Source organism: Salibacterium qingdaonense (assembly GCF_900114715.1).
Taxonomy (GTDB): Bacteria; Bacillota; Bacilli; order Bacillales; family Marinococcaceae; genus Salibacterium; species Salibacterium qingdaonense.
Window position 1 is genome coordinate 296616 of the sequence record NZ_FOTY01000001.1, and the last position, 25033, is coordinate 321648.

The 25033-nt window shown below is 48.8% G+C and carries 23 protein-coding genes and 1 riboswitch; of the genes, 15 read left to right on the forward strand and 8 right to left on the reverse strand.

The features are described from left to right. Window positions 1-50 precede the first annotated feature (50 nt). Window positions 51-1523 (forward strand): betaine-aldehyde dehydrogenase, encoded by a 1473-nt coding sequence (betB, locus tag BM058_RS01360; protein WP_090925235.1) that lies wholly within the window; start codon window positions 51-53, stop codon window positions 1521-1523. Window positions 1524-1575: 52 nt separating this feature from the next. Next, complete coding sequence (locus tag BM058_RS01365) at window positions 1576-2784, forward strand: iron-containing alcohol dehydrogenase (RefSeq protein ID WP_090925236.1); 1209 nt, start codon at window positions 1576-1578, stop codon at window positions 2782-2784. Window positions 2785-3712: 928 nt separating this feature from the next. On the opposite strand, the gene BM058_RS01370 is transcribed toward BM058_RS01365, so the two are convergent. The 3 genes from BM058_RS01370 to BM058_RS01380 all read right to left on the reverse strand — a co-directional run bounded on the left by BM058_RS01370 (window position 3713) and on the right by BM058_RS01380 (window position 6688). Further along, window positions 3713-3964: a hypothetical protein gene (locus tag BM058_RS01370; protein WP_090925237.1), complete on the reverse strand. Its 252-nt coding sequence runs from the start codon at window positions 3962-3964 to the stop codon at window positions 3713-3715. 108 nt (window positions 3965-4072) lie between these two features. Beyond that, the gene (locus BM058_RS01375; protein ID WP_245736762.1) at window positions 4073-5665 is read right to left on the reverse strand and encodes a Na+/H+ antiporter NhaC family protein; all 1593 of its coding nucleotides are present in this window, start codon (window positions 5663-5665) and stop codon (window positions 4073-4075) included. 141 nt (window positions 5666-5806) lie between these two features. Beyond that, window positions 5807-6688: an HAD family hydrolase gene (locus BM058_RS01380; RefSeq protein ID WP_090925238.1), complete on the reverse strand. Its 882-nt coding sequence runs from the start codon at window positions 6686-6688 to the stop codon at window positions 5807-5809. A 137-nt stretch (window positions 6689-6825) separates the two neighbouring features. Continuing rightward, a riboswitch (purine riboswitch) is annotated at window positions 6826-6925 on the forward strand. Between the two features lie 48 nt (window positions 6926-6973). On the opposite strand from BM058_RS01380, the gene BM058_RS01385 reads away from it, so the two are divergent. Beyond that, a complete protein-coding gene (locus BM058_RS01385) occupies window positions 6974-8236 on the forward strand; it encodes an NCS2 family permease (protein WP_090925239.1) in 1263 nt (420 codons plus the stop codon). A gap of 106 nt (window positions 8237-8342) precedes the next feature. Here the strand turns inward: BM058_RS01385 and BM058_RS01390 are convergent, their stop codons facing one another. Continuing rightward, a complete protein-coding gene (locus BM058_RS01390; protein WP_090925240.1) occupies window positions 8343-9926 on the reverse strand; it encodes a peptide chain release factor 3 in 1584 nt (527 codons plus the stop codon). A gap of 343 nt (window positions 9927-10269) precedes the next feature. Beyond that, window positions 10270-11118 carry an STAS domain-containing protein gene (locus BM058_RS01395; RefSeq protein ID WP_177195377.1) on the reverse strand — a complete coding sequence of 283 codons (849 nt, stop codon included), beginning with the start codon at window positions 11116-11118 and terminating at the stop codon, window positions 10270-10272. Between the two features lie 361 nt (window positions 11119-11479). Here BM058_RS01395 and BM058_RS01400 point away from each other — a divergent pair, with 361 nt between their 5' ends. Continuing rightward, entirely contained in the window at window positions 11480-12235 is a 756-nt protein-coding gene (locus BM058_RS01400; RefSeq protein ID WP_090925242.1) for a CAP domain-containing protein, read from the forward strand. 59 nt (window positions 12236-12294) lie between these two features. Here the strand turns inward: BM058_RS01400 and trhA are convergent, their stop codons facing one another. Both trhA and BM058_RS01410 read right to left on the reverse strand, forming a co-directional pair. Continuing rightward, on the reverse strand, window positions 12295-12942 hold the full coding sequence (gene trhA / locus BM058_RS01405; RefSeq protein ID WP_090925243.1) for a PAQR family membrane homeostasis protein TrhA: 648 nt from the start codon (window positions 12940-12942) through the stop codon (window positions 12295-12297). A gap of 146 nt (window positions 12943-13088) precedes the next feature. After that, the gene (locus BM058_RS01410) at window positions 13089-13802 is read right to left on the reverse strand and encodes a GerMN domain-containing protein (protein WP_177195378.1); all 714 of its coding nucleotides are present in this window, start codon (window positions 13800-13802) and stop codon (window positions 13089-13091) included. 385 nt (window positions 13803-14187) lie between these two features. Here BM058_RS01410 and BM058_RS01415 point away from each other — a divergent pair, with 385 nt between their 5' ends. Together BM058_RS01415 and BM058_RS01420 are read left to right on the forward strand one after the other, a co-directional pair. Beyond that, window positions 14188-14727, forward strand: coding sequence for an RNA polymerase sigma factor SigX (locus BM058_RS01415; protein WP_090925245.1), 540 nt, complete (start codon window positions 14188-14190; stop codon window positions 14725-14727). Continuing rightward, a complete protein-coding gene (locus BM058_RS01420; protein ID WP_090925246.1) occupies window positions 14724-16010 on the forward strand; it encodes a GerMN domain-containing protein in 1287 nt (428 codons plus the stop codon). Before BM058_RS01415 ends, BM058_RS01420 begins: the two co-directional genes overlap by 4 nt. A 382-nt stretch (window positions 16011-16392) precedes the next feature. Here the strand turns inward: BM058_RS01420 and BM058_RS01425 are convergent, their stop codons facing one another. Beyond that, on the reverse strand, window positions 16393-17172 hold the full coding sequence (locus BM058_RS01425; protein WP_090925247.1) for a rhomboid family intramembrane serine protease: 780 nt from the start codon (window positions 17170-17172) through the stop codon (window positions 16393-16395). A 100-nt stretch (window positions 17173-17272) separates the two neighbouring features. Here BM058_RS01425 and acpS point away from each other — a divergent pair, with 100 nt between their 5' ends. The 9 genes from acpS to BM058_RS01470 all read left to right on the forward strand — a co-directional run bounded on the left by acpS (window position 17273) and on the right by BM058_RS01470 (window position 25026). Beyond that, window positions 17273-17641, forward strand: a complete 369-nt coding sequence (acpS, locus tag BM058_RS01430) for a holo-ACP synthase (RefSeq protein ID WP_090925248.1) — start codon at window positions 17273-17275, stop codon at window positions 17639-17641. A 49-nt stretch (window positions 17642-17690) separates the two neighbouring features. Then, window positions 17691-19232 (forward strand): NAD(P)H-hydrate dehydratase, encoded by a 1542-nt coding sequence (locus BM058_RS01435; protein WP_090925249.1) that lies wholly within the window; start codon window positions 17691-17693, stop codon window positions 19230-19232. A gap of 51 nt (window positions 19233-19283) precedes the next feature. After that, complete coding sequence (locus BM058_RS01440) at window positions 19284-20339, forward strand: LolA family protein (RefSeq protein ID WP_245736763.1); 1056 nt, start codon at window positions 19284-19286, stop codon at window positions 20337-20339. 205 nt (window positions 20340-20544) lie between these two features. Further along, the gene (gene alr / locus BM058_RS01445) at window positions 20545-21684 is read left to right on the forward strand and encodes an alanine racemase (RefSeq protein ID WP_090925250.1); all 1140 of its coding nucleotides are present in this window, start codon (window positions 20545-20547) and stop codon (window positions 21682-21684) included. 122 nt (window positions 21685-21806) lie between these two features. Beyond that, a complete protein-coding gene (locus tag BM058_RS01450) occupies window positions 21807-22088 on the forward strand; it encodes an antitoxin (RefSeq protein ID WP_090925251.1) in 282 nt (93 codons plus the stop codon). A gap of 269 nt (window positions 22089-22357) precedes the next feature. Then, entirely contained in the window at window positions 22358-23179 is an 822-nt protein-coding gene (locus tag BM058_RS01455) for an STAS domain-containing protein (protein WP_090925252.1), read from the forward strand. Between the two features lie 42 nt (window positions 23180-23221). Further along, window positions 23222-23578: an STAS domain-containing protein gene (locus tag BM058_RS01460; RefSeq protein WP_090925253.1), complete on the forward strand. Its 357-nt coding sequence runs from the start codon at window positions 23222-23224 to the stop codon at window positions 23576-23578. Between the two features lie 2 nt (window positions 23579-23580). Next, window positions 23581-23994 (forward strand): anti-sigma regulatory factor, encoded by a 414-nt coding sequence (locus BM058_RS01465; protein ID WP_090925254.1) that lies wholly within the window; start codon window positions 23581-23583, stop codon window positions 23992-23994. Between the two features lie 39 nt (window positions 23995-24033). Next, complete coding sequence (locus BM058_RS01470; protein ID WP_177195380.1) at window positions 24034-25026, forward strand: PP2C family protein-serine/threonine phosphatase; 993 nt, start codon at window positions 24034-24036, stop codon at window positions 25024-25026. Window positions 25027-25033 lie beyond the last annotated feature (7 nt).

Consider the following 25033-nt stretch of genomic DNA (forward strand, 5'->3'; position numbering starts at 1 on the left):
AAATTTCTTAACATATTAAATGTTTCGGTTACGGAGGAGGGGACGATTGGATGCTGAAAAAAATGTATATTGACGGTGCCTGGGTAGAGGCAGCGTCACAGGAAACCAGAACGATCATTAACCCGTACAATGGTGAAAAGGTGGCTGAGGCCGCAGAAGGAAATCGTGAAGACGCAAAAGCGGCCATTCAGGCCGCGCGCAGAGCATTTGACCACGGAAGCTGGGCAGGGCTTCCTGCAGGAGAGCGGGGAGACGTTGTACAGAAAATCGCGGATTTTATCCGGCGGGACAAAGAGGAGCTGGCTGAACTCGAAACGCTCGACACCGGAAAAACATTTGAAGAAAGCCGCGAGGATATGGACGATATCGCCGGTGTATTTCAGTATTTTGCCGGTCTTGCAGATAAAGATGGCGGAGAAGTGATTGCTTCGCCGATTCCGGATTCGGACAGTAAAGTTGTTCATGAACCGGTCGGTGTATGCGGTCAGATTACACCGTGGAACTATCCGCTTCTTCAGGCCGCATGGAAGATTGCACCGGCTCTTGCGGCAGGAAACACGATTGTTGTGAAGCCAAGTGAAATCACGCCGCTTACGACGGTGAAAGTTTTTGAACTGATGGAGGAAGCAGGCACCCCAAAAGGTGCGGCCAACCTGATCCTTGGTAAAGGTATTGACGCGGGGGCTGAATTATCCGAAAACACCGATGTTGATTTGATCTCCTTTACAGGAGGGATTGAAACGGGTAAGAAAATCATGCAGTCTGCGAGCGTCAATGTGAAAAAGATTGCGCTGGAGCTCGGAGGCAAAAATCCGAACATCGTGTTCGCCGATGCCGATTTTGAACTGGCTGTCGATCAAGCGCTGAATGCCGCCTTTTTCCACGCGGGACAGGTATGTTCTGCCGGTGCGCGTCTGCTTGTGGAAGACAGCATTCATGATGAGTTTGTCGAAGAGCTTGTAAAACGCGCCGGCCGTATCAAACTCGGTGATGGATTTAACGAAAACACCCAGTCCGGTCCGGTGATTTCGGCTGAGCACCGGGATAAAGTGGAGAAGTATGTGGAAATCGGAAAGAAAGAAGGCGCGAAACTCGAAGTCGGCGGCAGCCGTCCGGAAGACCCGGAGCTGCAGAATGGCTTTTTCTATCTGCCGACGGTATTTTCCAACTGCACGTCTGATATGACAATCGTTCAGGAAGAAGTGTTCGGTCCTGTTCTTACAGTAGAGAAGTTCAGCAGCCGGAAAGAAGCTGTGACACAAGCGAATAACACGATTTACGGTCTGGCCGGTGCTGTATTCACCACCGATATCGGCAAGGCAGAAGAAGTTGCAGCAGGACTGCGTCTTGGCACCGTCTGGATTAACGATTTTCATCCGTATTTTGCACAGGCGCCCTGGGGTGGATTCAAGCAGTCCGGCATCGGCCGTGAACTCGGCAAACCAGGCCTGGAAGAGTATACGGAAACAAAACACATTTTCCGCAACAAAAAACCTGAACCCCTCCATTGGTTTACATCATAGTTCCAATCGAAAAGCATGTTATCATGTTGTTGAATGATTGGGAGGTATGATGATGAGTCTGAATATGAAAGTCGAGCATATGCTTGGGTATCATTCTTTTGATATCCCGACGGCGATTAAGCATGGTATCGGAGCTGCCCGGCACATCGGTGGGGAAGTACAAAACCTCGGCGCCGGTAAAGTACTATTAGTTACAGGACCCGGTCTTTATAAAGCGGGATCAGTCCGCCCTGTTACAGATAAGTTGAAGGAAGCCGGCGTGGACGTTGTGATTTTCAGCGATATAGAGCCGAACCCACCGGTCCGTTTAATCGAAAAAGGAGCCAACCTGTATAAGCAGGAAGAATGTGACGGTTTGGTTGCTGTCGGAGGCGGCAGTCCGATGGATACAGCGAAAGCTATCGGAGTTGAAGTGACTCATGAAGGCAGTGTGCTGGACTATGAAGACGCGGAAGGGAAAAAGTCGCTTGAACACCGGATCCCGCCGCTTGTCACTGTCCCGACAACGGCCGGAACCGGTTCGGAAGTCACGCAGTGGGCAGTGATTACGGATGAAGACCGCCGGATTAAATTTAACACCGGAGGCCCGTTGATTGCACCGCACCTGACAATCATTGATCCGGAGCTTCATATCTCCATGCCCCCGCATGTGACAGCGATGACAGGGATTGATGTCATCTCTCATGCGGTGGAATGCTATACGATGAAGTTCGCCCAGCCGGTTACAGATGCTGTCGCTTTACTGGCCATGGAATATGCTGCGAAATACATCCGCCGCGCGTACGCCGATGGTACGGACCTTGAAGCCCGCTACGGCATGTCCCAGGCCGCTATGCTTGCCGGTCTTGCCTACGGCAGTGAATCCGCCGGCGCTGCTCATGCGATGAGCCAGACACTTGGCGGCCTGGTGCCGGTCGCACACGGTCAGTGTGTTGCGGCTATGATGGGACCGGTCATGGAATACAACTGGAAAGCTGTGCCGGAACGCTTCGCCCGCATCGCTCAGGCATTTGGTATCGATACGGTTTCCATGTCCACAGAAGATGCAGCCAAAGCCGCTGTAAACTGGATGTATGATCTGACAGCGGACCTCGACATTCCATCTCTTGAAGAGCAGGGGGTTGATCCGGAGCTGACAGAACAGCTTGCCAAAGCAGCGATGGAAGACCCGCAGACCGAGGGTAACCCGCGCGATCTAAACATCCCGGATTACGAATGGATTTACAAGCGCTGCTTTGACCGGACTCCTAAGACAGTATAACACTCGGCTGAAAAAACGGCCCGTCTCCTTAATCGGAGGCGGGCCGTTTTTCTCTACAGCACAAGAGCGCCATCAAACCGACAGCGGCTCTGTGAACACTAGAATGCCCAGCTGCATACTTAGTGTCCACGGAGGTAGTGTTTGGGGACGCTGTGCCTGCCTGCACCAGCAGATAGTGTCCATTGATTTCCACCGGCGTCCACTAATTCCTGGTTTGAGAGGCGTAGTGTCCATAAACGAGTGGTTCGTGGACTCTATCCTCTTATTTTTCGGCGGCAGTGTACCCCGCAGGATGTGCGGTCAGGACGGCGCCTGCACGCGGCGTACTTCCATAGGATAATGACGTTTACGGGGGCACAGAACCCTCTAAAGTGCTTTAGGAATCATTCCTGGTGACGTTTAGGGGCGTACCTGGTTCTCTAAAGTGCCTCAGGCGGCATGCCCAACGACGTTTAAGAGGCGGCATGATACCCTGAACTGCCTTGGGACCCATTCCAAGTGAACGTCCGTCCACCCACCCAATCTGAACGCAGCAAACAAACGCATAGCATTTTCTGCATCCATACGGCCGCGAGCCGTGGCGGCTTCTACTCCCGGCACAGGACGTGCACAGCTTTAGGAAAAGATCCTCTTTTCTCAGCCGGCCTTCCTCGTTTGCAAGCCGCGCCCACGGCAAAGAAGACACGATGAGCCCCGCGAATCGATGTCGCTCTTGTACTCCGGAGTGCAAAGAAGACACGATGAGCCCCGCGAATCGATGTCGCTCTTGTACTCCGGAGTACAAGCGGAGCATTTTGGCGCAGCGGTTTGTCTCAGCAACGAAAAGTGCCGAATGATGTTTTAAAATCATTCGGCATTTTTCTATCTTATAGAGGTTTTGTCCCAGATTGTTTTCGTTGTGCAGCTGTTCCCTGTTCATGTCACAATTCTAATATTTCTGCGTGCTGCGGAGCTGAAAATCGACAAAGCTGCCTGCGATCATACCAAGAAACAGACTTTGAATATCCGCTTGTCCTTCAGCCAGTCCGTAAAGCAGCCCGATTCCTCCGAAAATAATCGTATAGCGGATCCGCATCAACGAATTAAAATAGGGGAACGACGCCTGCAGGTTTTCCAGAAAAAACGGCGAGAAATAGACGGCAGCGATGATAATGGCAATAATAACTATTAATACTTCCATACAAACACCCTTCCCTTTTTCCATGACGAACGTCTTATATTATTCTTTTTTCCTTTTCTGTTCCTCTTTAAACAAAGATTTCTCTGCGGGAAGGGTGATTTTTCATGTTTATTCCGGTTTGGATACGACTTCTTTTCCGTCATGAAGTGTTTCAATCGTGTTTTTCAGGTAAAGGGCTGTCAGCAGAAGCAGCACAAGCGATACAGCCAGACCGGCTGTGGTACTTCCGGTAAAGCCGAGCACAAGAAATCCGATGAAGGAGACAACGGCTGCGATCATTGCATAAGGCAGCTGTGTGATCACATGGTCGATGTGATGGCTTCCGGCTCCGGTGGAGGATAATATGGTCGTGTCCGATATTGGAGAAATATGATCCCCCAGAATGGCGCCTGCAATGACGGCAGCCAGAAATGGCAGCAGCATCGTAATATCAATAACAGAAGCTGTCTCTGCCGCAATGGGAAGCAAAATCGTAAAGGTTCCCCAGGACGTTCCGGTCGAAAAGGCAATCAATCCCGCTGTTAAGAAAAGCAGAGCCGGCAGAAACGAGGCGGGAATGGACCCATCCAGCAGTCCGGCGAGGTATTCGCCTGTCTTCAGTTCGCTGATGAAAGATACAATCATCCAGGCAAGGATTAAAATGTAGATTGCCGGCATCATGGACCTGGCTCCGTTCCAGACAGCCAGCATGAATGCACGGGGAGCCGGACGCTTTCCAAATGTGAACAGCATGGAAACAATAAGGCCGATACATCCTCCAAGAACGAGAGACAGAGCAACATCGGTCTCTGCAAAGATGGTAATCGGGGTGACGGTTTCAGCGGCACGGGCGCCGGTGTATACCATGAATATCACGGTGCTGATAATGAGGGAAGCAATTGGAAGGACGAGATCACGCACACGCCCTTGATGCTCGTCCAGGTTGGAAACCTGCTCTCCCGGAATCGAAGCACGCGATGGATCGAGCAGTTCATGATGAAGCAGGGCCCGTTCTTCATGTTTTCGCATCGGTCCGATATCAATATTCCATGCAATGACAAGAAACAAAAGCGTGATGGCCGACAGGGCGTAGAAATTCATGGGCAGTACAGCGAGAAATGTCTGAAATCCGCTCATGGAAACTTCGCTGTAGCTCTCTGTGATGTCATCCAGCAGGGTGATAATATAAGCACCCCAGCTCGAGAGCGGTGCCAGCACACAGATCGGTGCGGCTGCAGAGTCGACAATATAGGCCAGTTTGGCCCTTGAAATCCGGTGCCGGTCGGTAACCGGCCGGCTCACCTGTCCTACGGTTAAACTGTTAAAGTAGTCATCAATAAAGATAAGAATGCCGAAAACAAACGTGGCAAGCTGCGCACCGGTTCTCGTTTTGATACGGTGGAGTGCCCAGTTTCCAAACGCCCGGCTTCCTCCGGAAAAGCTGATCAGAGATGCTGTGGTGCCAAGCAGCAGCAGGAATAAAATAATAAATAACTCCCAGTTGTTCAACGCTCCGTCTGTAACGAAAATGACGGCGAATGATTCCCATATATCGGCAAGCGCAGCAGGAATACCCCAGTCATTCAAGAGCAAAGCCCCGATTATAATGCCTGCTCCAAGGGACGGGAGCACTCTGCGGGTGGCGATGATCATGGCAAGCGCCAGCGCAGGCGGGAGCAATGATAACGCAGTTACTCCTTCCATGATGTTTACTCCTTCCATGATGTTTACTCCTTTCTTATGTGGTTGAACATAGAAAAACCTGGCCGGCAGAACACCAGTCAGGCAGTTTTCATGTCTATGATGGTATTACAGTAAGCAAAGAAATTATACCAGTGTCACGTTTGGCAGGCAATACGAGACTCAATGCTGTGAAACAGAAGAATCTAGAATATGGGTTTGGACAGCCAGTGCAACCCCGTCATCATCGTGTGGTACTGTTATAAAATCGGCTTCCTGCTTGACGCCGTCTTCTGCATTTTCCATCGCGATGGCAGTAGAGGCGGCACGGAACATGGAGAGATCATTAAAGTTGTCTCCGATAGCAAACGTTTCGATGCCGTCGAGCCCCGCATAAGAAAGGAGATCGATCAGTCCTTTTCCTTTCTCCGTCTCCGGGTGAAGTATTTCCAGATTATCACGGCCTGAAGATGTAATGGCAATCCCCGGAATGCCGCTCCAGTGGTCAACGCAGCGCTGGAGTTTAGGTTCCAGCATGGAAAGGATAAGAAATTTGTAAACGTTATGCTGCTGTTTTTTCATCATGTCAGGAGAGGACAGCTCTTTTATGTCATACATATTGTGGTGTTTATCAGCACGCCGCCGGATCGCTTCTTTGATTTCTTCTCCTTTTTCTTTATCTTCTGCATATACGTCCAGGTCATGCAGAAAAAACTCGCGGGAACGGGGAGGGCTGTAGATGCCGTCATCGGTGTTGATGTGATAATAATACTGATGTTCATCCAGCCACTTTGCCAGCTCGATGACGTCGTCCGGGTCCATGACGGACGTTTTGACGTGTTCATCCTGCCAGGTGACCAGCCCGCCGTTTAGTGATACAATGCCATCCGGAATGACATTCACTTCATGTAGAAGGCGTTTGACGTCGGATGCGTCCCGTCCTGTGGAGATGACTACTTTATGTCCTTCCTCCTGCAGCTGCCGCAGTGCGCCGGCGTTTTTTGGGGAAACATATCCGTCGCTGTGGAGAAGCGTTCCGTCCATATCGATTGCGGTAAGTTTCATGATTTGTCACCTATTTCTTTTTACGTATTATTGTCGACTTATATTTTATCATATCTTCCCCTGTTCAGCCCGTATTTTCTATGTGTGCTGCTTTTTTATGTTGTTGACGTAAAGAAAAAGAAGGGCTATAATCTTCTTTGGAAAACAGAACGTTCACTCGTATATCCCGGTCGACAGGGGCCGGGGTTTCTACAGGAAACCGATAAATTTCCGGCTACGAGTCTCTTCCGCCTGGAGGAGACTTGTAGCTTTTTTTTTTGCTTTTGTAAAGGAGAGAAGATAGATATGTTTTCGTTGAACGCGCAGGATACAACATGGAAAAAAGAAATAACGGCGGGGCTGACTTCGTTTTTTACGATTGCCTATATTCTTGTCGTGAATCCTGCTATTTTGTCGGACACCGGTATGCCTTATTCCTATGCACTGCTTGGTACCGTATTTGTTACGGTACTGGGATGCATGCTGATCGGGTTCTGGGCGGATGCGCCGATTGTATTGACACCGGGGATGGGGATTAACGCCTTTTTTACCTATACCATTGTACAGGGACTCGGCTTGACCTGGCAGCAGGGGCTGGCCGCGGCGGTCATGGCCGGGTGCTTGTTCGTGGTTGCAGCGGTGACTCCACTGGCAGGAAAACTGACAACGGCTGTGCCGTCATCTCTAAAACTTGGTATTACGGTGGGGATCGGAATCTTTTTATCATTTATCGGGCTGCAGAAAGGCGGGTTGATTGCATCAGATGAGGATCGTTTTGTCACGCTGGGATCCCTTTCTTCCCCTGCAGCTCTGCTGACGATTCTGGGACTGCTGTTGACGCTGGGACTCCTGGTCCGCGGGGTGAAAGGCAGCTTTTTGATCGGTATGGCTGTAACGAGTGGCACAGGGTGGCTTGTTGGTCTGGAAGGAGAGCAGTCCGGGACGTCTCTTTCGTTTTCAGGTTATGAATCGATGTGGCGTTCGCTTGATTTCAGCGCAGTGCTGGAGCTTCCTTTTCTGCTATCGGTTTTTTCGTTAACGATTATTATAATGTTTGAAAGCATGGGACTGCTGCAGGGCATGCTTCCCGACAAAAATAAATTTTCAAGGTCTTATCAGGCATCTGCCGTTTCTGCATTGTCCTCGGGGTTTCTTGGAACGTCTCCGACCATTCCAACGGTGGAGAGTGCCTCTGGTATTTCAGAAGGAGGACGGACCGGCGTGACAGCGATTGTGACAGGGGTATTATTTGCGTTGTCGCTGTTTTTCACGCCGCTGTTCACAAGTATTCCGGAAGCGGCCATCGCGCCGGTACTCATTATTGTCGGTGGATTGATGGTGCAGGAGATCCGCCACATCACGTTTAATGATATGTCCGAATGGTTTCCGGCTTATCTGGTTATCGGCTTGATTCCCCTGACGTCCTCCATTGCCGATGGAATTGCTTTTGGTTTTATCGCCTATCCGCTGCTTAAACTTGCACTAGGCCGCCCGAAAGCTGTATCACCGATCATGTACGTGATATCCGGTTTGTTTTTGTTGAATTATATATTGCTCGCGGGAATGTAAGCTTAACGCAAGGACAATACAGCACTTATAACAGCTTTTCAGGTAAGGCACAACAGCTCTTAATAAACGTAAAAAAACAGCGGAGGGGTTTATTCCTCCGCTGTTTTTATCCAGTAAATGAGTTTTCGTGAAAGACGAGATTCGGATACTTGTCTTTGGCCATATTCATTTGGAATTCGTTTTCGAACAGGGCGACCAGCTTATTATCCCGGTCTATGGCGAGATTCCGCTGTTTTTTACGGAACGTGTCGAGTTCCTTTTCGTCTCCGGTTACCCAGCGGGCAATGGTAAGGGGGAGATGTTCGAGATGAATATCGGAGTTGTATTCGTTTTTCAGCCGGTGTTCCAGCACTTCAAACTGAAGCCCGCCGACGACTCCGATAATCTGTTGTTCCGGATAGCGGTTGTACGTCTGGAACAACTGCATTAATCCCTCTTCGGTCAACTGCTGAATACCCTTTTCAAACGACTTATGCTTCATGGCATCCTTCACGCTGACAGCAGCGAACTGCTCCGGCGAGAAATGGGGCATTTCAGCAAACTGGAAATTCCCTTTGCCTGCGAGCGTATCTCCGATCCGGAATGTGCCTGGATCGAACAATCCGATAATGTCTCCGGCATAAGCCTCTTCGACAATGCTCCGGTCCTGTGCCAGAAACTGTGTCGGCTGGGCGAGCCGCATTGTTTTGTTCAGCCGGGAATGATTGACGGTCATGCCCTGGGTGTACTTTCCGGAAGTAATCCTCATAAAAGCGATGCGGTCCCGGTGTTTTGGATTCATGTTCGCCTGGATTTTGAAGATAAAGCCTGAGAACAGATCCTGCACCGGTTCTACAAATCCCTGATCACTTTCCCGGCCGACGGGAGAAGGCGCGAAGTATAGGAAATGTTCGAGAAAATTCTGCACGCCGAAGTTGGAGACAGCACTGCCAAAAAACACCGGTGTCAGTTCACCGCGGAAGATTTTATCTTCATCATAGGGATCTCCTGCCACATCAAGCAGTTCCATTTCTTCACGGAACTGGGAAAGGAACGAAGGTTCAACGAGTTCGTCGAGCAATGGATCTTCCGGACCGGATATCTGTCTCACTTCTACATCCGATGGATTGTCGGGATTAAACAGCTCCACTTTCCTGGCATGACGGTCATAGATGCCGAAGAAATTCTGGCCCATGCCGATCGGCCAGTTCATCGGATAGGAGCGGATGCCGAGAACGTTTTCCATTTCTTCCATCACTTCAAATGGTTCACGGACTTCACGGTCCATTTTGTTGATAAACGTGAAAATAGGAATGCCGCGCATGCTGCATACCTTGAAAAGCTTTTCGGTTTGGGCTTCCACCCCTTTGGCGGCATCAATCAGCATCGTCGCCGAGTCAGCTGCGGTCAGCGTACGGTACGTGTCTTCGCTGAAATCTTCGTGGCCCGGTGTGTCAAGGATATTGATGTGATGGCCGTTATAGTCGAATTCCAACACAGAGCTGGTGACAGAAATTCCGCGCTGTCTTTCGATTTCCATCCAGTCGCTCGTCGCCTGTTTCGTATTTTTCTTCCCTTTTACGGAACCGGCTTCCCGGATGGCACCACCGAAATACAGGAGTTTTTCGGTTAATGTGGTTTTTCCGGCGTCCGGATGGGAAATGATCGCAAACGTTTTGCGGGAGGTAATTTCCTCGTGTAGTGTACTCATGAATTGTTCCTTTCTACGTAAATCATTCAACCCCTTTATCATAAAGGATTTCCTGAATCGAAACAATAGATGAGGGGAGAGAAAAAGCAGAGCTTGCATAATGTCAGGTAAAGGAAAAACGGAAGAAGATAGAATGAAGCAGTCTATGTCAACAGATGAATCACAGATGGCACCTGACCCTTCATGATGGATCACCGGTATCGAGCACAGCCGCATGTTAAAGGCCTTTCCCCGGTAAAAAATCCGAACGATGCTGAATGAATACGTGAGAGAACATTCCAGAGCATTGTTCGGATTATTATCTGATTTATATCTGTCTGTTCCAGCGTCTTTTCCGCCCGTTTTACAAGCTGAAGTGGGCAGTATGCTGCTGCAGGGCCTGTTCAAGTGTTAAATACTTCGCCACGTGTTTGAAATTGATACCCAGGTGTACAATCGTCTGGGAAAGTTCCGGGCGCATTCCGGAAATACCGGTATCAATACCGAGGAGCTGGAGTGCTTCGATGAGCTGATTAAGGTGCTGGGCAAACCAGGTGTTGATAGTATTGATACCGGATAAATCAATAATTAGATAGGACAGCTCCAGTTCCGTGGCATGCTCCAGCGTCCGCTCCTGCAGAAACTCGGAGCGTTCATCATCCATATCTCCGATAAGAGGGAGGACGGCGGTCCCCTGTGTAATAGGCACAACGGGGACGGAGATCTCCTGCATCTCCTGCTTGGCCCGTTCAAGTGCTGTGATATGATGGTTGACAAAGGTATGGCTGAAGGCGTGCGCTGCGTTATCAAGCAGCGTTTCAAAGGTGCTGTAGATAACAAAAGAGTCATGCAGAGACAATTCAAACTCCAGGCATCCGCGTTCGATAGTGCTCGTGAGAACTTCCCGTATCTGCGGAATAATTGTCAGTGCTGTTCCGAGGGTAATTTCTTTTTTCAGGCAGTAGTCGGCTGCCTTTTCCCCCCAGGAGCGGATGTTTCCTTTTAGAACGGAAGACTCGGGGTGGTCTTCTGTTATGCCTTTTCCCATCGTCTGAAACAATTCATCAATCAAAGTCAGAAAATATTCATCATGGCGCGAGAAATCAAATCGATTAACCGGCTGCTTGACTGCCTGTATCTGCTGTTTCAGTTCCTGGGCATGTTCTGCGATATCTAAACCGATTTTATTGAATGTTATATTACGGTTCTCCATACTATCTAGCTCCTGTTCTGAAAAGTTATGTATACAAAACGACACGCAGGTTTTACCCTCTTTTCTCCTCATTAAAACATTGTTTTTTCCCTTTAAGATATTACTTTTCATTTTTATTACGTTTGTTTACGATTCTATTAGAATTTGTAGGTAGTAAAACGGACAATGGTGCTGGTGAAGTCAGAGTCTTTCGTATGTGATTGGAGAGAAAAGAGGACAAAGTTTGATGAATAAAACCAATTTATAGAAAAAAAGAAGGCAGAAAGATTGTCGGAAACGCAGTGCAGTGATTGCCATAAAATTCCGACCCCCTTTCATAGATAAAGAGATATGCTCATAATAACAGCTGGAGGTGTTCAGCATGAAAAAAATCATCATTGCTTCGGCTGTCGTACTTATGTTTCCGGCAGCTGCGCAGGCACAGGACTGCATAACCGTGGAAAAGGGAGATACATTTTCAGAAGAAGGCAGCAACCTTAATGTGTCTCTGGAAAAGTTCTTTGCGGAAAACGGCGGTCAGTACCAAGTGGAAATGCCGCAGCAGGAAAAAGACAGTGGCCAAGAGCAGCAGCAGGAATCTGAGGCCGGACAGCAGGAAAGTAAAACAGATGAAAGCAGTAACGTTCCAGAAGACAAGGCATTGGAGTCAACTCCTGAACAGGAAGCTGCCGAAGAAAATGCTTCAAAAAAACAAGCAGAAAAGCAGCAGAACACAGCGGACGTGGAAAACGAAAGTGAATTCGAACAGCAGGTTATTGAACTGACCAACCAGGAGAGAGAAAAAGCCGGCCTTGCCCCCCTTAAGTCATACAGTGAATTGTCGGATGTTGCCCGGGATAAGTCAAAGGATATGCGTGATGCAGGGTATTTCTCCCATAACAGCCCGAATTACGGCAGCCCGTTTGACATGATGGATTCCTACAATATTGATTACCGCGGCGCCGGCGAAAACATCGCAGCCGGCCAGCGTTCACCGGAGCAGGTCGTGGAAGGCTGGATGAATTCAGAAGGCCATCGTGAAAACATCATGAACGAAGACTTCACCCACATCGGTGTCGGCCATGCCCAAGGCGGCAGCTACGGTGATTACTGGACGCAGATGTTTGTAACAAAATAAATATAAAAGGATGTCCCAAAAATGACGGGGCATCCTTTTTTTACGTTTGAGCAGTTCGTTTAAGAAAGGGGAAGGACGTAGAGGAGCACGGCGAAAAAATGCAGTACCGTACCTCCGAGGACAAACACGTGCCAGACGGCATGATGATAAGGGAAGTGTCTCCACACATAGAAAATGGTTCCGACTGTATATAGGAGGCCTCCTCCGACCAGAAATGCCGTACCTCCGGCGGCAAGGGAATCGGTGAGCGGCTGCCATGCCACAACAATAATCCAGCCCATTGCTACATAAAACAGCGTGGAAATCACTACAAATTTTTTCACAAAAAAGGCTTTGAAACAGGCGCCGAAAAGGGCGATTCCCCACACAACTCCAAAAAGTGTCCAGCTTAATACGCCGTCCAGCGCATGAAATAGAAATGGAGTATAAGTGCCGGCGATAAACAGATAAATGGAAGCATGATCAAATATCTCGAAGAGGTCTTTCGTTTTTCCATCGCGGAAACTGTGCAAAAGGGTGGAGGAGACGTATAGCAAAAGCATCGTCCCTCCGTAAATCGAGACGCTGACAATGTGAAAAGCGGTAGCCTGCATGGCGGCAAAGATAATAAGGAGTGTCGTGGCAGCGATACTTAAGGCGATTCCAACAGCGTGCGTGGCCGCGTTTGCAATTTCTTCCCTGCGCGAAAAGGTATGGACATCTGTCATTGTGTCGTATCATCCCCTTTTATCCGTAGTGTATGGTTTCTTCAGTTTACCACATTCAGCGTGTTTACTCGAATGAAGGGTGATGCACCGTTCATCATACAAAAAACCCGCCGGATACCCGGCGGGACCATGTGGGATATAAGTGTTTATTCAACCGGACTGTATTCATCACCGTTCTCAGCTGAAAATGGCTGCGCAGCATCCATGTGTCCGAAAAGCGAGGCTTCTTCTTCTCCGTCAACCAGAATTTTTGTCTGGTCATATCCGAATTCCTGCATGATAAGGGCGATCTGTTCAGTAATCGCCATTTCTGCGCTTGATCCGGCATTGATATCAAGGAAAGAACTGGAGAATGATACTTCTGCTGTGCCGTCCACACCTTCTACAGATTGAACTTCAACACTGCTGTCTTCAGGGAAGTGGGATGCAAGCTGGTCGGAGTTGGGTCCGTCAATCCAGGCCTGTAGTGCTGCAGCCGGCAGAGCTTCTTCAGAGGAAGCTTCCACTTCTTGTTCTTCCGTATATTTTTCGAGCAGCTGATTATCGGAAAAATACAACGTAACTGTTTCAGTAACTGTATCTTCGGATTCCCCGGTATCCACCGTATCTTCCTGCTCTACTTCTGTATTTTCTTCATTTGAGCTCTCGTCTGTCTGACCGTCACTGTTTTCTCCATCGGTTTGATTGTCGGTATCTTCTGAGGCCGAACCTTCATCGGAAGCAGGCTCTTCCTGCATATTTTCTTCCGTTTGTGTGTTATCTCCTGAACTGCTCTGTCCATTTTGATCCCCTTGGCCGCAGGCGGCAAGAATACCCAATGTGAGCGCAGCAGTAACAAATAATAATAATCCTCGGTTCATGTCTATACCATTCCTTTCTTTCTTCTTTGTATGTCTGTCTACTTCATAGTCGTTATGTACAAAGAAACAGTTACAGAAAGTGTAGAAAAAGTAAAAAGGAATGTCAAAGGCCTTTTCTCCTGTTCCGTTTCCCATATTTTTTCACTCTTTTAGAATCTACCATCACACAAAAACGTGATATAATAGGGTCCGTTAAGTCCAAACGGCAGGTGGTATTATGCGTAAAAAAACGAACAAACAAGTAGCAGGAGCACTTCTTGCTTTTATTGTGTTATATGCAGCCATTTACTGGATATGGGTTTTTATCTAATAAAGAGACGGCTGTCTTTCTTTTTTTGTAACTTTAAAAACGTAATGAACGACTAAAGATACGGGAGTGTTACACGTGAAAGAGGAATTTGAACGGTTATATGAAACCTATCACCACGCTCTCTTTCAATATTTATTCTATATGGTACGGGACAAGGAAACGGCGGAAGAACTGGTGCAGGAAGTATACATTAAAGTGTTCCATTCCTTTGATTCGTTTGAAGGAAAAAGCACAGAAAAAACATGGCTCTATTCCATCGCCCGGCATGTAGGAATTGACTGGATACGAAAGCAGAACCGCAAAAAACGCAAGTGGCTCGGAATGCTTGGACCACTTACCAAGGAGGAAGTGCGGGATCCAGCCCCTCTCCCTGAAGAGGTGGTATCCGCCCGGGAAGACGCGCGGGAAGTATTTGACGGTATGGAACATATCACGCCTGATCAGCGTCAGGTGCTGGTACTGCGCTATATGGACTCGCTTTCTATCAAAGAAACGGCGGAAGTGCTCGGCTGGTCGGAAAGTAAAGTGAAAACGACCCAGCACCGGGCAGTAAAAAAACTCCAGGATGTGCTCGGCCGCACAGACCGGATGTCAGAAAGGAGGGCGGGACAGTGAAGAAAGATGACCACGTTTCAGAAGAAAGGATCGAGCAGTCGCTTGAACAACTGCCGCAGGTAAAAGACAAACGGCCGAAAGAAGACATTTATCAAAATATTGTACAGCGCTCACGGACTTCAAAACAAAAACCGGCGGGGAAATGGGTGATGCCTGCTTTTTCCGCAGCTGCGGCCTTGATTCTCCTGCTCGTATTGATACCTAATATGATGACGTTGAATAACCAGTCCGGATCTTCCACAGAGAATAGTTCTCCCCCTGAAGAAAGTGCGGAAACAAACATCCAGGAAGAGTCGTCGGAGAGTTCAGATGCTCCGCGTGCTTCGGACTCAAGCTCAGATCATAACACGGGGAGAGAAGAGGGGCCGGCGGACTCCAACGAGCAGCCGCAGCAGCCGGAAGTAGAAAAAGAACCTGCCGTGAATACCGGAGAATCAAACCTGACGTATGATCAGTATACAGGAGCACTGACAGAAGCACAGATTGAGGGGGCGCAGACGGTTGCTACAATAGCAGTACCGGATCCTGAAGCTGAGCTTGTCGTGCCGGTAACCTTCACAGCCTCAGCCGATAACAAAGCTGCGCTGATGGAGGAGAAAAATGAGGCATGGAATCCAGGCCGGGTCGGTCTGGCTGCCTCGTCATTTGAAAATGTGGACTGGATTGACGGTGGGGATAACAGTCTGCTGGAAGCTGATTTCTCAGATGCTGAAACGCCTGCAGGAAGCACGCAAAGTGAAATGATTGTGAAAAGTTTGGATGAAACTCTGCGCTACACCGAGGAAAACCAGGTCCTCTTGACTGATGACGGCCGGGCCGGGGTGGATCTTGGTAATTACGGCATCGTGGAAAACTACCGGCAGAAAGAAAATAACCGTGGTTATTATATATACACTAGTGAAACAAACGATCAATTTCTCGTCAGCCAGCAGGCGGCCGGCATGGCCAACAGTCATGAAAACGGAGAATTGTTCACCCTGAAGGAAACGCTCGAACAGATGAAAAGCGTACCGGAAAACAGTCCGGTCGGGCCTTCCATCCCGGAAGAGGCTTCAATTGAATCGGCTGGAGGAGAAAGCGGGACAGCCGAAGTCGTTTTCTCTGAAGAGAGCAGTATCGGGGAGGCTGCGAACCTCCGCTGGATGATTGAATCGATTCTGTTTACAGCTGCAGACTTTGGTTACGAGCAGGTACGGTTTCAAGGCATTACTCCGGAAAACAGCGGCGGCTATCCTGTGGAGGAACCGGTTGCTATTCCGGAAGCTCCCAACTTTATTGAATAAACCCGGGACACCACGGCTGTTGATTATGCAAATATAGGAAGTGTTTCGTTGGACTCCACCTTTCCTGCCCGCTTTCCGCAGGCGTCGCCTCAGCTATATCGTGGTAAAGGAGGATCGGCTAAGTTCGGCACGTCCTGTGCCAACGCCGATCTGACTCCCATCGTGTGAGCCCCCGGTGATCTTCGGCTGACGCTTCTCCTGCTGGAGTCGGGCAGACGGCTCCGTCCAACGAAAAAGAAAGGGAGATACATGCTTTGATCACAGATGCACCCTCCTCATAGACCCCTCCCCATTCCTTTATATGGTACATCAACAGGCATGCCGGGACACAAAAAAACAGGAGCTTCCCTGATGAAAAGAGAAGCTCCTGTTTTTAATTCTGTTAGAAAAGAGTTGAAAGGATACCGATGATGACGAGAGCGGCAAAAATCCATCCCAAAATGCGTGATGCTTTGCGGCCGTTCAGGATACGCCGTTTCTTCCAGCGGTCGGGGTTGAAGCCGACCTCATTATCACCGGGAACTCTGCGCCGCACCTGCATCACGTTGAACGGCCTTGCTTTTATTAAGAACGGCGGGGCAAGGGCGGCTCCGGCAATCAAACCGAATAGGTGGCCGAGAACATTAATGTTCGGGCTTAAAAAGGTCATCACAACGCCGAGTACCGTAATGACCATGATAATCCGGGCGTTCATGGCATCAATTAAATCTTTGCGGTACAATACCATATAGAGATAAATGCCGAACAGACCGAAAATTGCCCCCGATGCTCCGATATGGGAATACGAGAAACCGGTCAAAAGAGTCGTGGCAATATTGGCGATGATGCCGGTCGAAAGATAGACGCTGATGAATTTCACTTTGCCGAGCATTCTCTCCAGCGCCGGACCAAACAGAATCAGGGAAATCGAATTAAACAGAACGTGCTCGATACCCCGGTGCAGGAAAATAGGAGTAAAGAGCCGCCAGTATTCGCCGTTAAATCTTATGGCACCGGTGGAACCTGCGCCGTTCTGCAGTATCCAGCCGCCAAATGGAATCAGGCCGCCGGTTATGATAGAAAGATTGATCCATAGAAACAAAATGAGATGTATAGCAGTCAGGCATGTAATGACGGGATAGTTTTTACGGAAAGAATAAAAAGTTTCATTCCGGATGAACATACAGCCACTCCTTTTCAGCCAAAATGGCGGTGCGTTTTTTATTTTAGCACAGGAGGAAGGGGCGGGGCGAATAAAGAACAGCGGCGATGGAGGATCAACAATGATAAAAGGAATCGGTATGGACATTGTGGAAATGGAGCGGATCAAGCGTCTTATGGATAAATCAGAACGCTTTGAAGTCCGCATTCTGACACCTGCCGAACGGGAGCGGATGAACAGCTGCGAAGGCTGGCGCAGAATCGAATTCGCAGCCGGACGTTTCGCTGCCAAAGAGGCATTTGTCAAAGCGGCGGGAACCGGCATTTCAGGATGTTTTGGTTTTCAGGATATAGAGGTCCTTCCGGACGGTCGGGGGAAACCCTGTATTCATGCGGGAATGGAAGACTATGCTCATGTGTCTATTACGCACAGCAGAGATTATGCCGCCGCCCAGGTGGTTCTCGAAGGAAGAGACGGCTTGTTTGCATAACCCGTGAGGTTGTCTCATAGAAATAAAGTGCGGTTGGGAGGGACCTGACATGCAGGTGGTCACAGGTGAAGAAATGAGAGAAATGGATCGTCATGCCATGGATGACTTAGGGATGAAAGAAGAGCTGTTGATGGAAAACGCCGGACGGCAAGCGGCGCATGCTCTCGAAAAAAAGAGTGCGCCTGCCGCCGGCATGAAAACGGCGGTTCTCATCGGCAAGGGCAATAATGGCGGAGACGGTTTTGTGCTGGCAAGAGTGCTGCAGGAAAAGGGATGGAACGTGGATACCCTGCTCTTATCCGATGCTGATGCTTTTCAGGGAGCGGCATTGTACCACAAAGATCTGTACGAACGATGTGGTTTTACATGGGAGTACTGGTCCGAAAAGAAATCAGAGCGGATCCGGAAGGAGTATACCCTTATTGTCGATGCTATGCTCGGCACCGGCGTAAAGGGTGAACTGCGGCAGCCATTCAAGGAAGCTGCTGACGTATTGAAGAAAGCAGAGGGGACAGTCGCTGCGGTGGATATTCCAAGCGGTGTTCCTTCCGGAGAAGATCCTGTACCGGAAACAGCCGTACAGGCTGATGTCACCATCACCCTGCAGTGCCCGAAAATCAGTGCCTATCTGCAGCCGGCCTCGCGCTTTTACGGGGAGGTTGAGGCAGTTGATATTGGACTGCCGGGCAAAGCTCTTAGGAAAGAGAGAGAAAAAAAGCAGCTTTGGACGGGGCAGGATGCAGCTGGGACGCTTGAAAGACGGTCGGGGGATGCTCATAAAGGGGATCACGGAAGAGGCCTGCTTATTGGTGGGTCAGCGGCAATGCCGGGAGCCATTCAGATGGCATCGAAGGCCTGCCTCTATAGTGGTGCCGGACTTTTGACAGCGGCTTTCCCTTCTTCGGCCGCTGCTGTGCCGGCAGGAGCTCCGCCGGAAGTGATGATGCTCCCGCTCCAGGAAGAGAATGGATATTTCTCTCGCGAGGTCCAGACGGACGACTTATCTGCAGATGCTTATGATGCAGTGGCGGCCGGCCCCGGGATGGGCCGGGGAAAAGGGGCTGAAGTGCTTGTGAAACAATTGGTGGAACAAGCAGAGGGAACGCTTTTGCTTGACGCGGACGCGTTGTATTTTCTGCCGGAACACATCGAAGCATTGCAGCAGCGCCGCCAGCCGGTTGTCTTGACACCCCATCCGGGAGAAATGGCGCGGCTTGCCGGCGTTTCTGTCGGGGAGGTAACCCAAAGACGCTTCAGCCTCTCCAGAGAGACCGCTGTCCGTTACAACTGCTGTATTGTCCTGAAGGGCCCTCATACGCTCGTTACCATGCCAGACGGCACGCAGACTATTAATACGACGGGCAATGAGGCGCTTGCAAGAGGCGGTACAGGCGACATCCTGACGGGCATGATTCTTGGGATGATCCTCAAAGCGCAGGAGATACAGCCGGCCGTGAGTAATGCTGTGTACCTCCACGGCCTGGCAGCAGATCTCGCTGTTCAACATGAATTTGACTCCTATGCCATGGCATCAACCGATATCATTTCTTACCTGCCGCCGGCATTTCGTTCTATTATTTCCTCTTTGTAAGGAAGGTTCCCTCCTTTGTCGTTATTTTGCAGACAAAGGAGACATGCTATTGTGCGAAGATTAACGTATGCAGGCTTTTTCCTGCTGCTTCTGACAATGCTGCTTGCAGCCTGCGGCGAAAAATCACAGGAAGAAGTCATGCAGGATCTGGACCGGAAGCTGCAGGACATGAGTGGTTATAAGACAGAGGCGTCCATGACACTTGAAACAGGTGATGAGCCGAGAACGTATGACGTCGGCGTTTCGTACATGCAGAATGAGCAGAACAAATATTATAAAGTGGATCTCCAGAATGAAAACGAAGAGCAGAATCAGATGATTATTCGTAATGATGACGGGGTATTTGTGCTTACACCGTCGCTTAATAAAAGCTTCCGTTTCCAAAGTGACTGGCCGAACAACAACAGCCAGGTGTATTTGTACGAGTCTCTGATCTCCGATATTTTAATGGATGCAGAGCGGACATTTTCCATCCACGAAGACACCTATGTTTTCGAAACGAAGACGAATTATCAGAATAAAAACCTGCACCATCAGGAGATTGTGCTGGATACGAAGACACTTGCCCCGCGATCGGTTAAAATTTATGATGCAGATTACAAAGAACTGGTAGCAGTGGACTTCTCAGATTTTGAAGAAAACGCGGAGTTTGAACAAAGTGATTTCGAGACGGAGCGGAACATGACGGCTGCGAATATGGAAGTACCGGCTGCGGCTGAAGAAAAAGAAAAAGAGGATCAAAAAGAGCAGAGCAGCCGGGAGTCGTTTGAGGTCGTTTATCCGACATTTGAGCCGCAGGGTGCAGTGTTGGAAGACAAGGAAGAATCCGTAACAGACAGCGGTAAAAGAATTGTTTTGACGTATGGAGGCGACAAACCTTTCACCATTGTGGAGACAGCTGCCGCTGCCGAAGCGGTAACGACAGATATTAATATGGGTGAGGGAGAACCAGTGAACCTGAATACAGCTGTCGGAGCAAGAACGGAAGATTCACTGGTCTGGAACAGCGATGGCGTGGAGTTTCTGATTGCTTCCAATCATTTGACAGGAGAAGAAATGGCAGCCGTGGCCCGTTCCATGACAGAACCCGCGCAGGCTGTTAAATAACAGGGAAATACAGTATATCCGCTTGGAACAATACAGTTTCGGATTTTGTGCAGAACCCTCACAATAGTGGGGGCCTTCTTCATTTACAGATTTTGTTCCAGCCCCTTTGATATAACGCGTGACCGCGAATTGACAGATTTAATGCTCGCTATAATAATCATAGTAGGTGTATCCGGTAAAACATATAACAGGGGACGATTTCAGCATGACTTTTAAAAAAACTTCCTACCGCGACACGTGGGCGGAAATAAATCTTGAAAATATAAAATACAATGTAGACGAAGTGACGAAATTGTTTAACCAGCCGATGAATGTCATGGCTGTCGTGAAAGCAGATGGATACGGTCACGGCGCGGTGGAAAGCGCGGAAGCAGCGATTGAAGCCGGGGCGCGTTTTTTAGGAACAGCTCTCTTGGAAGAAGCACTGGAACTACGGGAAGCAGGAATCGAGACTCCCATTCTGGTGCTTGGCCGTATCAACCCCGAAGATGCGGGCACAGCCCAGCAGCACGGCATCCGTATCACGGTGTTTCAAAACGAGTGGCTTCAGGCAGCTGAAACTTATTTATCAAAAGATCAGCCCCCGCTTTTGATGCATATAAAAGTGGATACGGGAATGGGGCGCATCGGCATGAAAGACGAGGAAGAAATTCTGTCTTTCATTCATGTTCTGGACGGGACCGCCTCAATTCAGGCAGAAGGAGTATTCACCCATTTCGCGACGGCTGATGAATTGGACACAACGTACTGGGAAGCACAGTACAGGCGTTTTCTTCAAGTGCTTGGACTGTTGAATGCAGGCATCGGTCCGCTTCCATATGTGCACTGCGGAAACAGTGCCACTGCTCTTCGTTTTCCAGATCATTGTTTTAATATGGTGCGGTTTGGCATATCTATGTATGGTTTGACCCCTTCTCAAGAGATCATGGAAGAACTTCCTTTTCCGCTGAAAGAGGCTTTTTCCCTGCACAGCCGTATTGTGCATGTAAAACAGACGGCGCCGGGGGAGAGTATCAGCTACGGCGCTGCCTACACCACAAGCACAGAAGAATGGATAGCCACAGTGCCGATTGGATATGCAGACGGCTGGTACCGGTATCACTCTTCAGAAGGCGGAGAGGTTCTCGTTAATGGAGAACGGGTACCTATTGTCGGCCGGATCTGCATGGATCAAATGATGATCCGCCTTCCGGCCTGGATGCCGGTTGGTACGAAGGTGACGTTGATAGGAAGTCAGCATTCCGAACATATCAGCGTGCTGGAGGCAGCCCGGAGGATTGGAACCATCACCTATGAAATCCCGTGTATGATCAGCAGCCGGGTTCCACGCTGTTATACAGGGTAGTGGATAAATAGCTGAGAAGATAAAGCTCGAAGCCCAAAAGACCTTTGCAAACGGCAGGGTGAAATGCTATTATAAATTTAGCTGAAAAGAGAAGTAAGGCGTAAGCTGGAGGTGTATGTGGCGTGCATCAAAGTAGCACCAAGCAAATCAAAGTCAGTCTCCCTGAGTATCTGCTGAACGAACTGGATAGAATCGTGGAGGAGGACGATACTGACCGTCACGATTTTATCTATCAGGCTGCGGAATTTTATCTCAGAGAGCGCCGGAAACGCAGAAATCGGGAATCGATGCAGCAGGGGTACCTTGAAATGGCCAACATCAATCTGCATATCGCCTCGGAATCCTTTCTTGCCGAAGAAGAAGCGGAAAATTCTGTAGACGACAGGCTCGTGAGCGGAGTGTGAGCAGGATGCCCGGCGGGACATCCATCTGCCCCGGCATTATTTCTTTTTTCTAAATTGATAAAGAAACCCATAAAAACTGTTGTGCCCTAAAGAGGCACGCAGTTTTTTTTGTTTTCCTCCCTGCATAAAATATTTCGTCGAAAAAAGAAGGATTTATTTGCGCACGGAACTAAGTCATGAAATAATAGAAGTACAAGTATATGACGATAAAAAAATGCGATGTCCCGTGTGGTAAAAACAGCGGAATAGGATAGTGGAGGAGTTTATCTATGCAGTCATCTGTCATTGAAATGATCTACACCCACCGTTTTGAAGTGATAGAACAGTGGAAAAATGAAATGATCACCATCCAGGAGAATGAATTCACAAAAAGCTCCCCTCAGAGAGTACTCACACATATAAATCAGGAGTTTGCTGATTTAATTATCGGTACGCTTGAAATGGACGAAGAAGAAGGCCGGCAGCACCTCCGCTCTTTTTCGGAACGTCTGATACACTCCGGATGGCCGCTGAGTTATTTCACAAAGGGACTTCAGCAATTCCGGCGTGTGCTTCTCTCGTTGATGACGACTGATAATACTATACCTTCCAGCAAAGTTTTTGAAACGTTTCAGGAAACAGAGAATTGGATTGACAGCATTGTGAATCAGATGGTGGATGAATATACCGGTTCCTGGGAACATACACTCGAGATTCAGAAACTGGCGCTCCAGGAATTGTCCGCCCCGTTAATACCGGTTTTTGAACATATCAGTGTTATGCCGCTGATTGGAACAATCGATACGGAACGGGCAAAGCTGATCATGGAGAATCTGCTGGAAGGTATCATTGAACACCGGTCACAGGTGGTGTTAATAGATATCACCGGAGTTCCGGTGGTGGATACAATGGTGGCGCACCATATTATTCAGGCAGCCGAAGCCGTACGGCTCGTCGGGGCAGAGTGCATTCTTGTAGGGATACGTCCGGAAATTGCCCAGACGATCGTCAATCTTGGTATTGATCTTGGAAAATTCCCGACGAAAAGCACTCTGCGCAAGGGGATTGAATCCGGTCTCGAGCGGACAAACCGGCAGATTGTTAACCTATAATATACAGAAAATACTAACGATGCAGATCGGGGGGTTGAAGTCGTGCGCATACCCATTTTAAAACTGAAACGATACTTACTGATTTCTGTCCAGGTGGACCTGGACGATCAGACCGCTCTTCAATTCCAGGAAGATCTACTAAATAAAATCCACCAGGAAGGATCAGCGGGTGTGGTTATTGATTTGACATCGGTTGATATGATTGATTCTTTCATTGCCAAAGTACTTGGTGATGTCGTGGAAATGTCCAATTTAATGGGGGCAAAAGTTGTACTTACCGGTATTCAACCCGGGGTTGCCATTACATTGATTGATATGGGCATCATGCTTGAAGAAGTGCCGACAGCACTTGATCTTGAGCAGGGTCTGGACAAACTTCAACAGGAATTGGAGGCATGAATATGAGTGTTCAATCCAACGTTGAAGTACACAGTGAATGGGGTATCGTTTCGGCGAGACAGGCGGGACGGAATCTGGCAAAAGAACTGGGTTTTGCAGGCGTGGACCAGGCAAGGATCACTACAGCTATCTCAGAACTTGCCCGAAACATTTACCTGTATGCCGAAAAAGGAGAAATTGTGCTCGAAGGGATTGAAGGAAAAGAAGCCGGAGGAGCCAAACGCGGGCTGAAAATAGTCGCAAAAGACCAGGGTCCCGGTATTAAAAGCATCCGGGAAGTTATGGAAGACGGATACACCACCTCAGGCGGACTGGGTGCCGGACTTCCGGGAGTCAAGCGGCTGATGGATGAATTTGATATTGATTCGGTCGCCGGGGAAGGAACAGAAATCACTACGATTAAATGGCTTCGTTAATGTTGGGGGGATTAGGTTTTGGCTGATGCTTACCGTTTGATGCAGGAACAGTATATCAATATACTGCAGTCTTATCTGCAGGAAAAGAACGAAACAGGATTATACCAGGCACAACAATTCAGCAAAAAAGTACTGGAAAACCAGATTTCCCCGGAAGAAGTAGTCAGTCTCCACATTGAAGCCCTGGAGCAGTTTTATCCGGATCTTCCGCAGGGAGCACGTGATTCCTTTGATTTTTTAATTGAAATCATGATGGGATACGGAATGGCATACCGGGAACACCAAATATTAAGAGATAAGCAGAAAGAACTGGAATCCGAGATTAATGTGGCAGCGAACATGCAGCAGACATTCCTCCCGGATGAGATACCTGAGGCAGATGATCTTGATATCGGTGTGATCAGCGTTCCTGCTTCAAAGATGAGTGGCGACTATTATCACTTTGTTAAAGATGACAATGGCTGCATCGGGGTGGCGATTGCCGACATTATCGGAAAAGGAGTGCCGGCTGCACTTTGTATGTCGATGATTAAGTACGGCATGGACAGTCTTCCGGAGCAGAGACTGCAGCCGGGGGCTCTACTGGAAAATCTTAACAGAGTGGTGGAGCGCAATGTTGCTTCCAATATGTTTATTACAATGATGTATGGGTCTTATGATCCGCGTGTACATCATTTTTATTATTCAGGTGCCGGCCACGAGCCGGGGCTGTTTTACAATCATGCGGAGGACCGGTTTGAAGATCTTTATGCCAAAGGACTGGTACTTGGTCTGGATAGAGATACGCGGTTTCGGGAATATCATAAAAGAGTGGAAGCAGGCGACTTCATCGTCCTTCTTTCCGATGGAGTCACCGAATGCCGGACGGATGAAGGTTTTATTGAAAGAGAAGAATTGACCCGTATGATCCGGGAATACAGCCATCTTTCCGCGCAGGAGATTGTCAATAATGTGTTTTACCAGCTGGAAAGGTTACAGGGGTTCCGCCTGCGCGATGATTTTTCCCTGGTTATTTTGAGAAGAGAGGTTTAAATAAGAA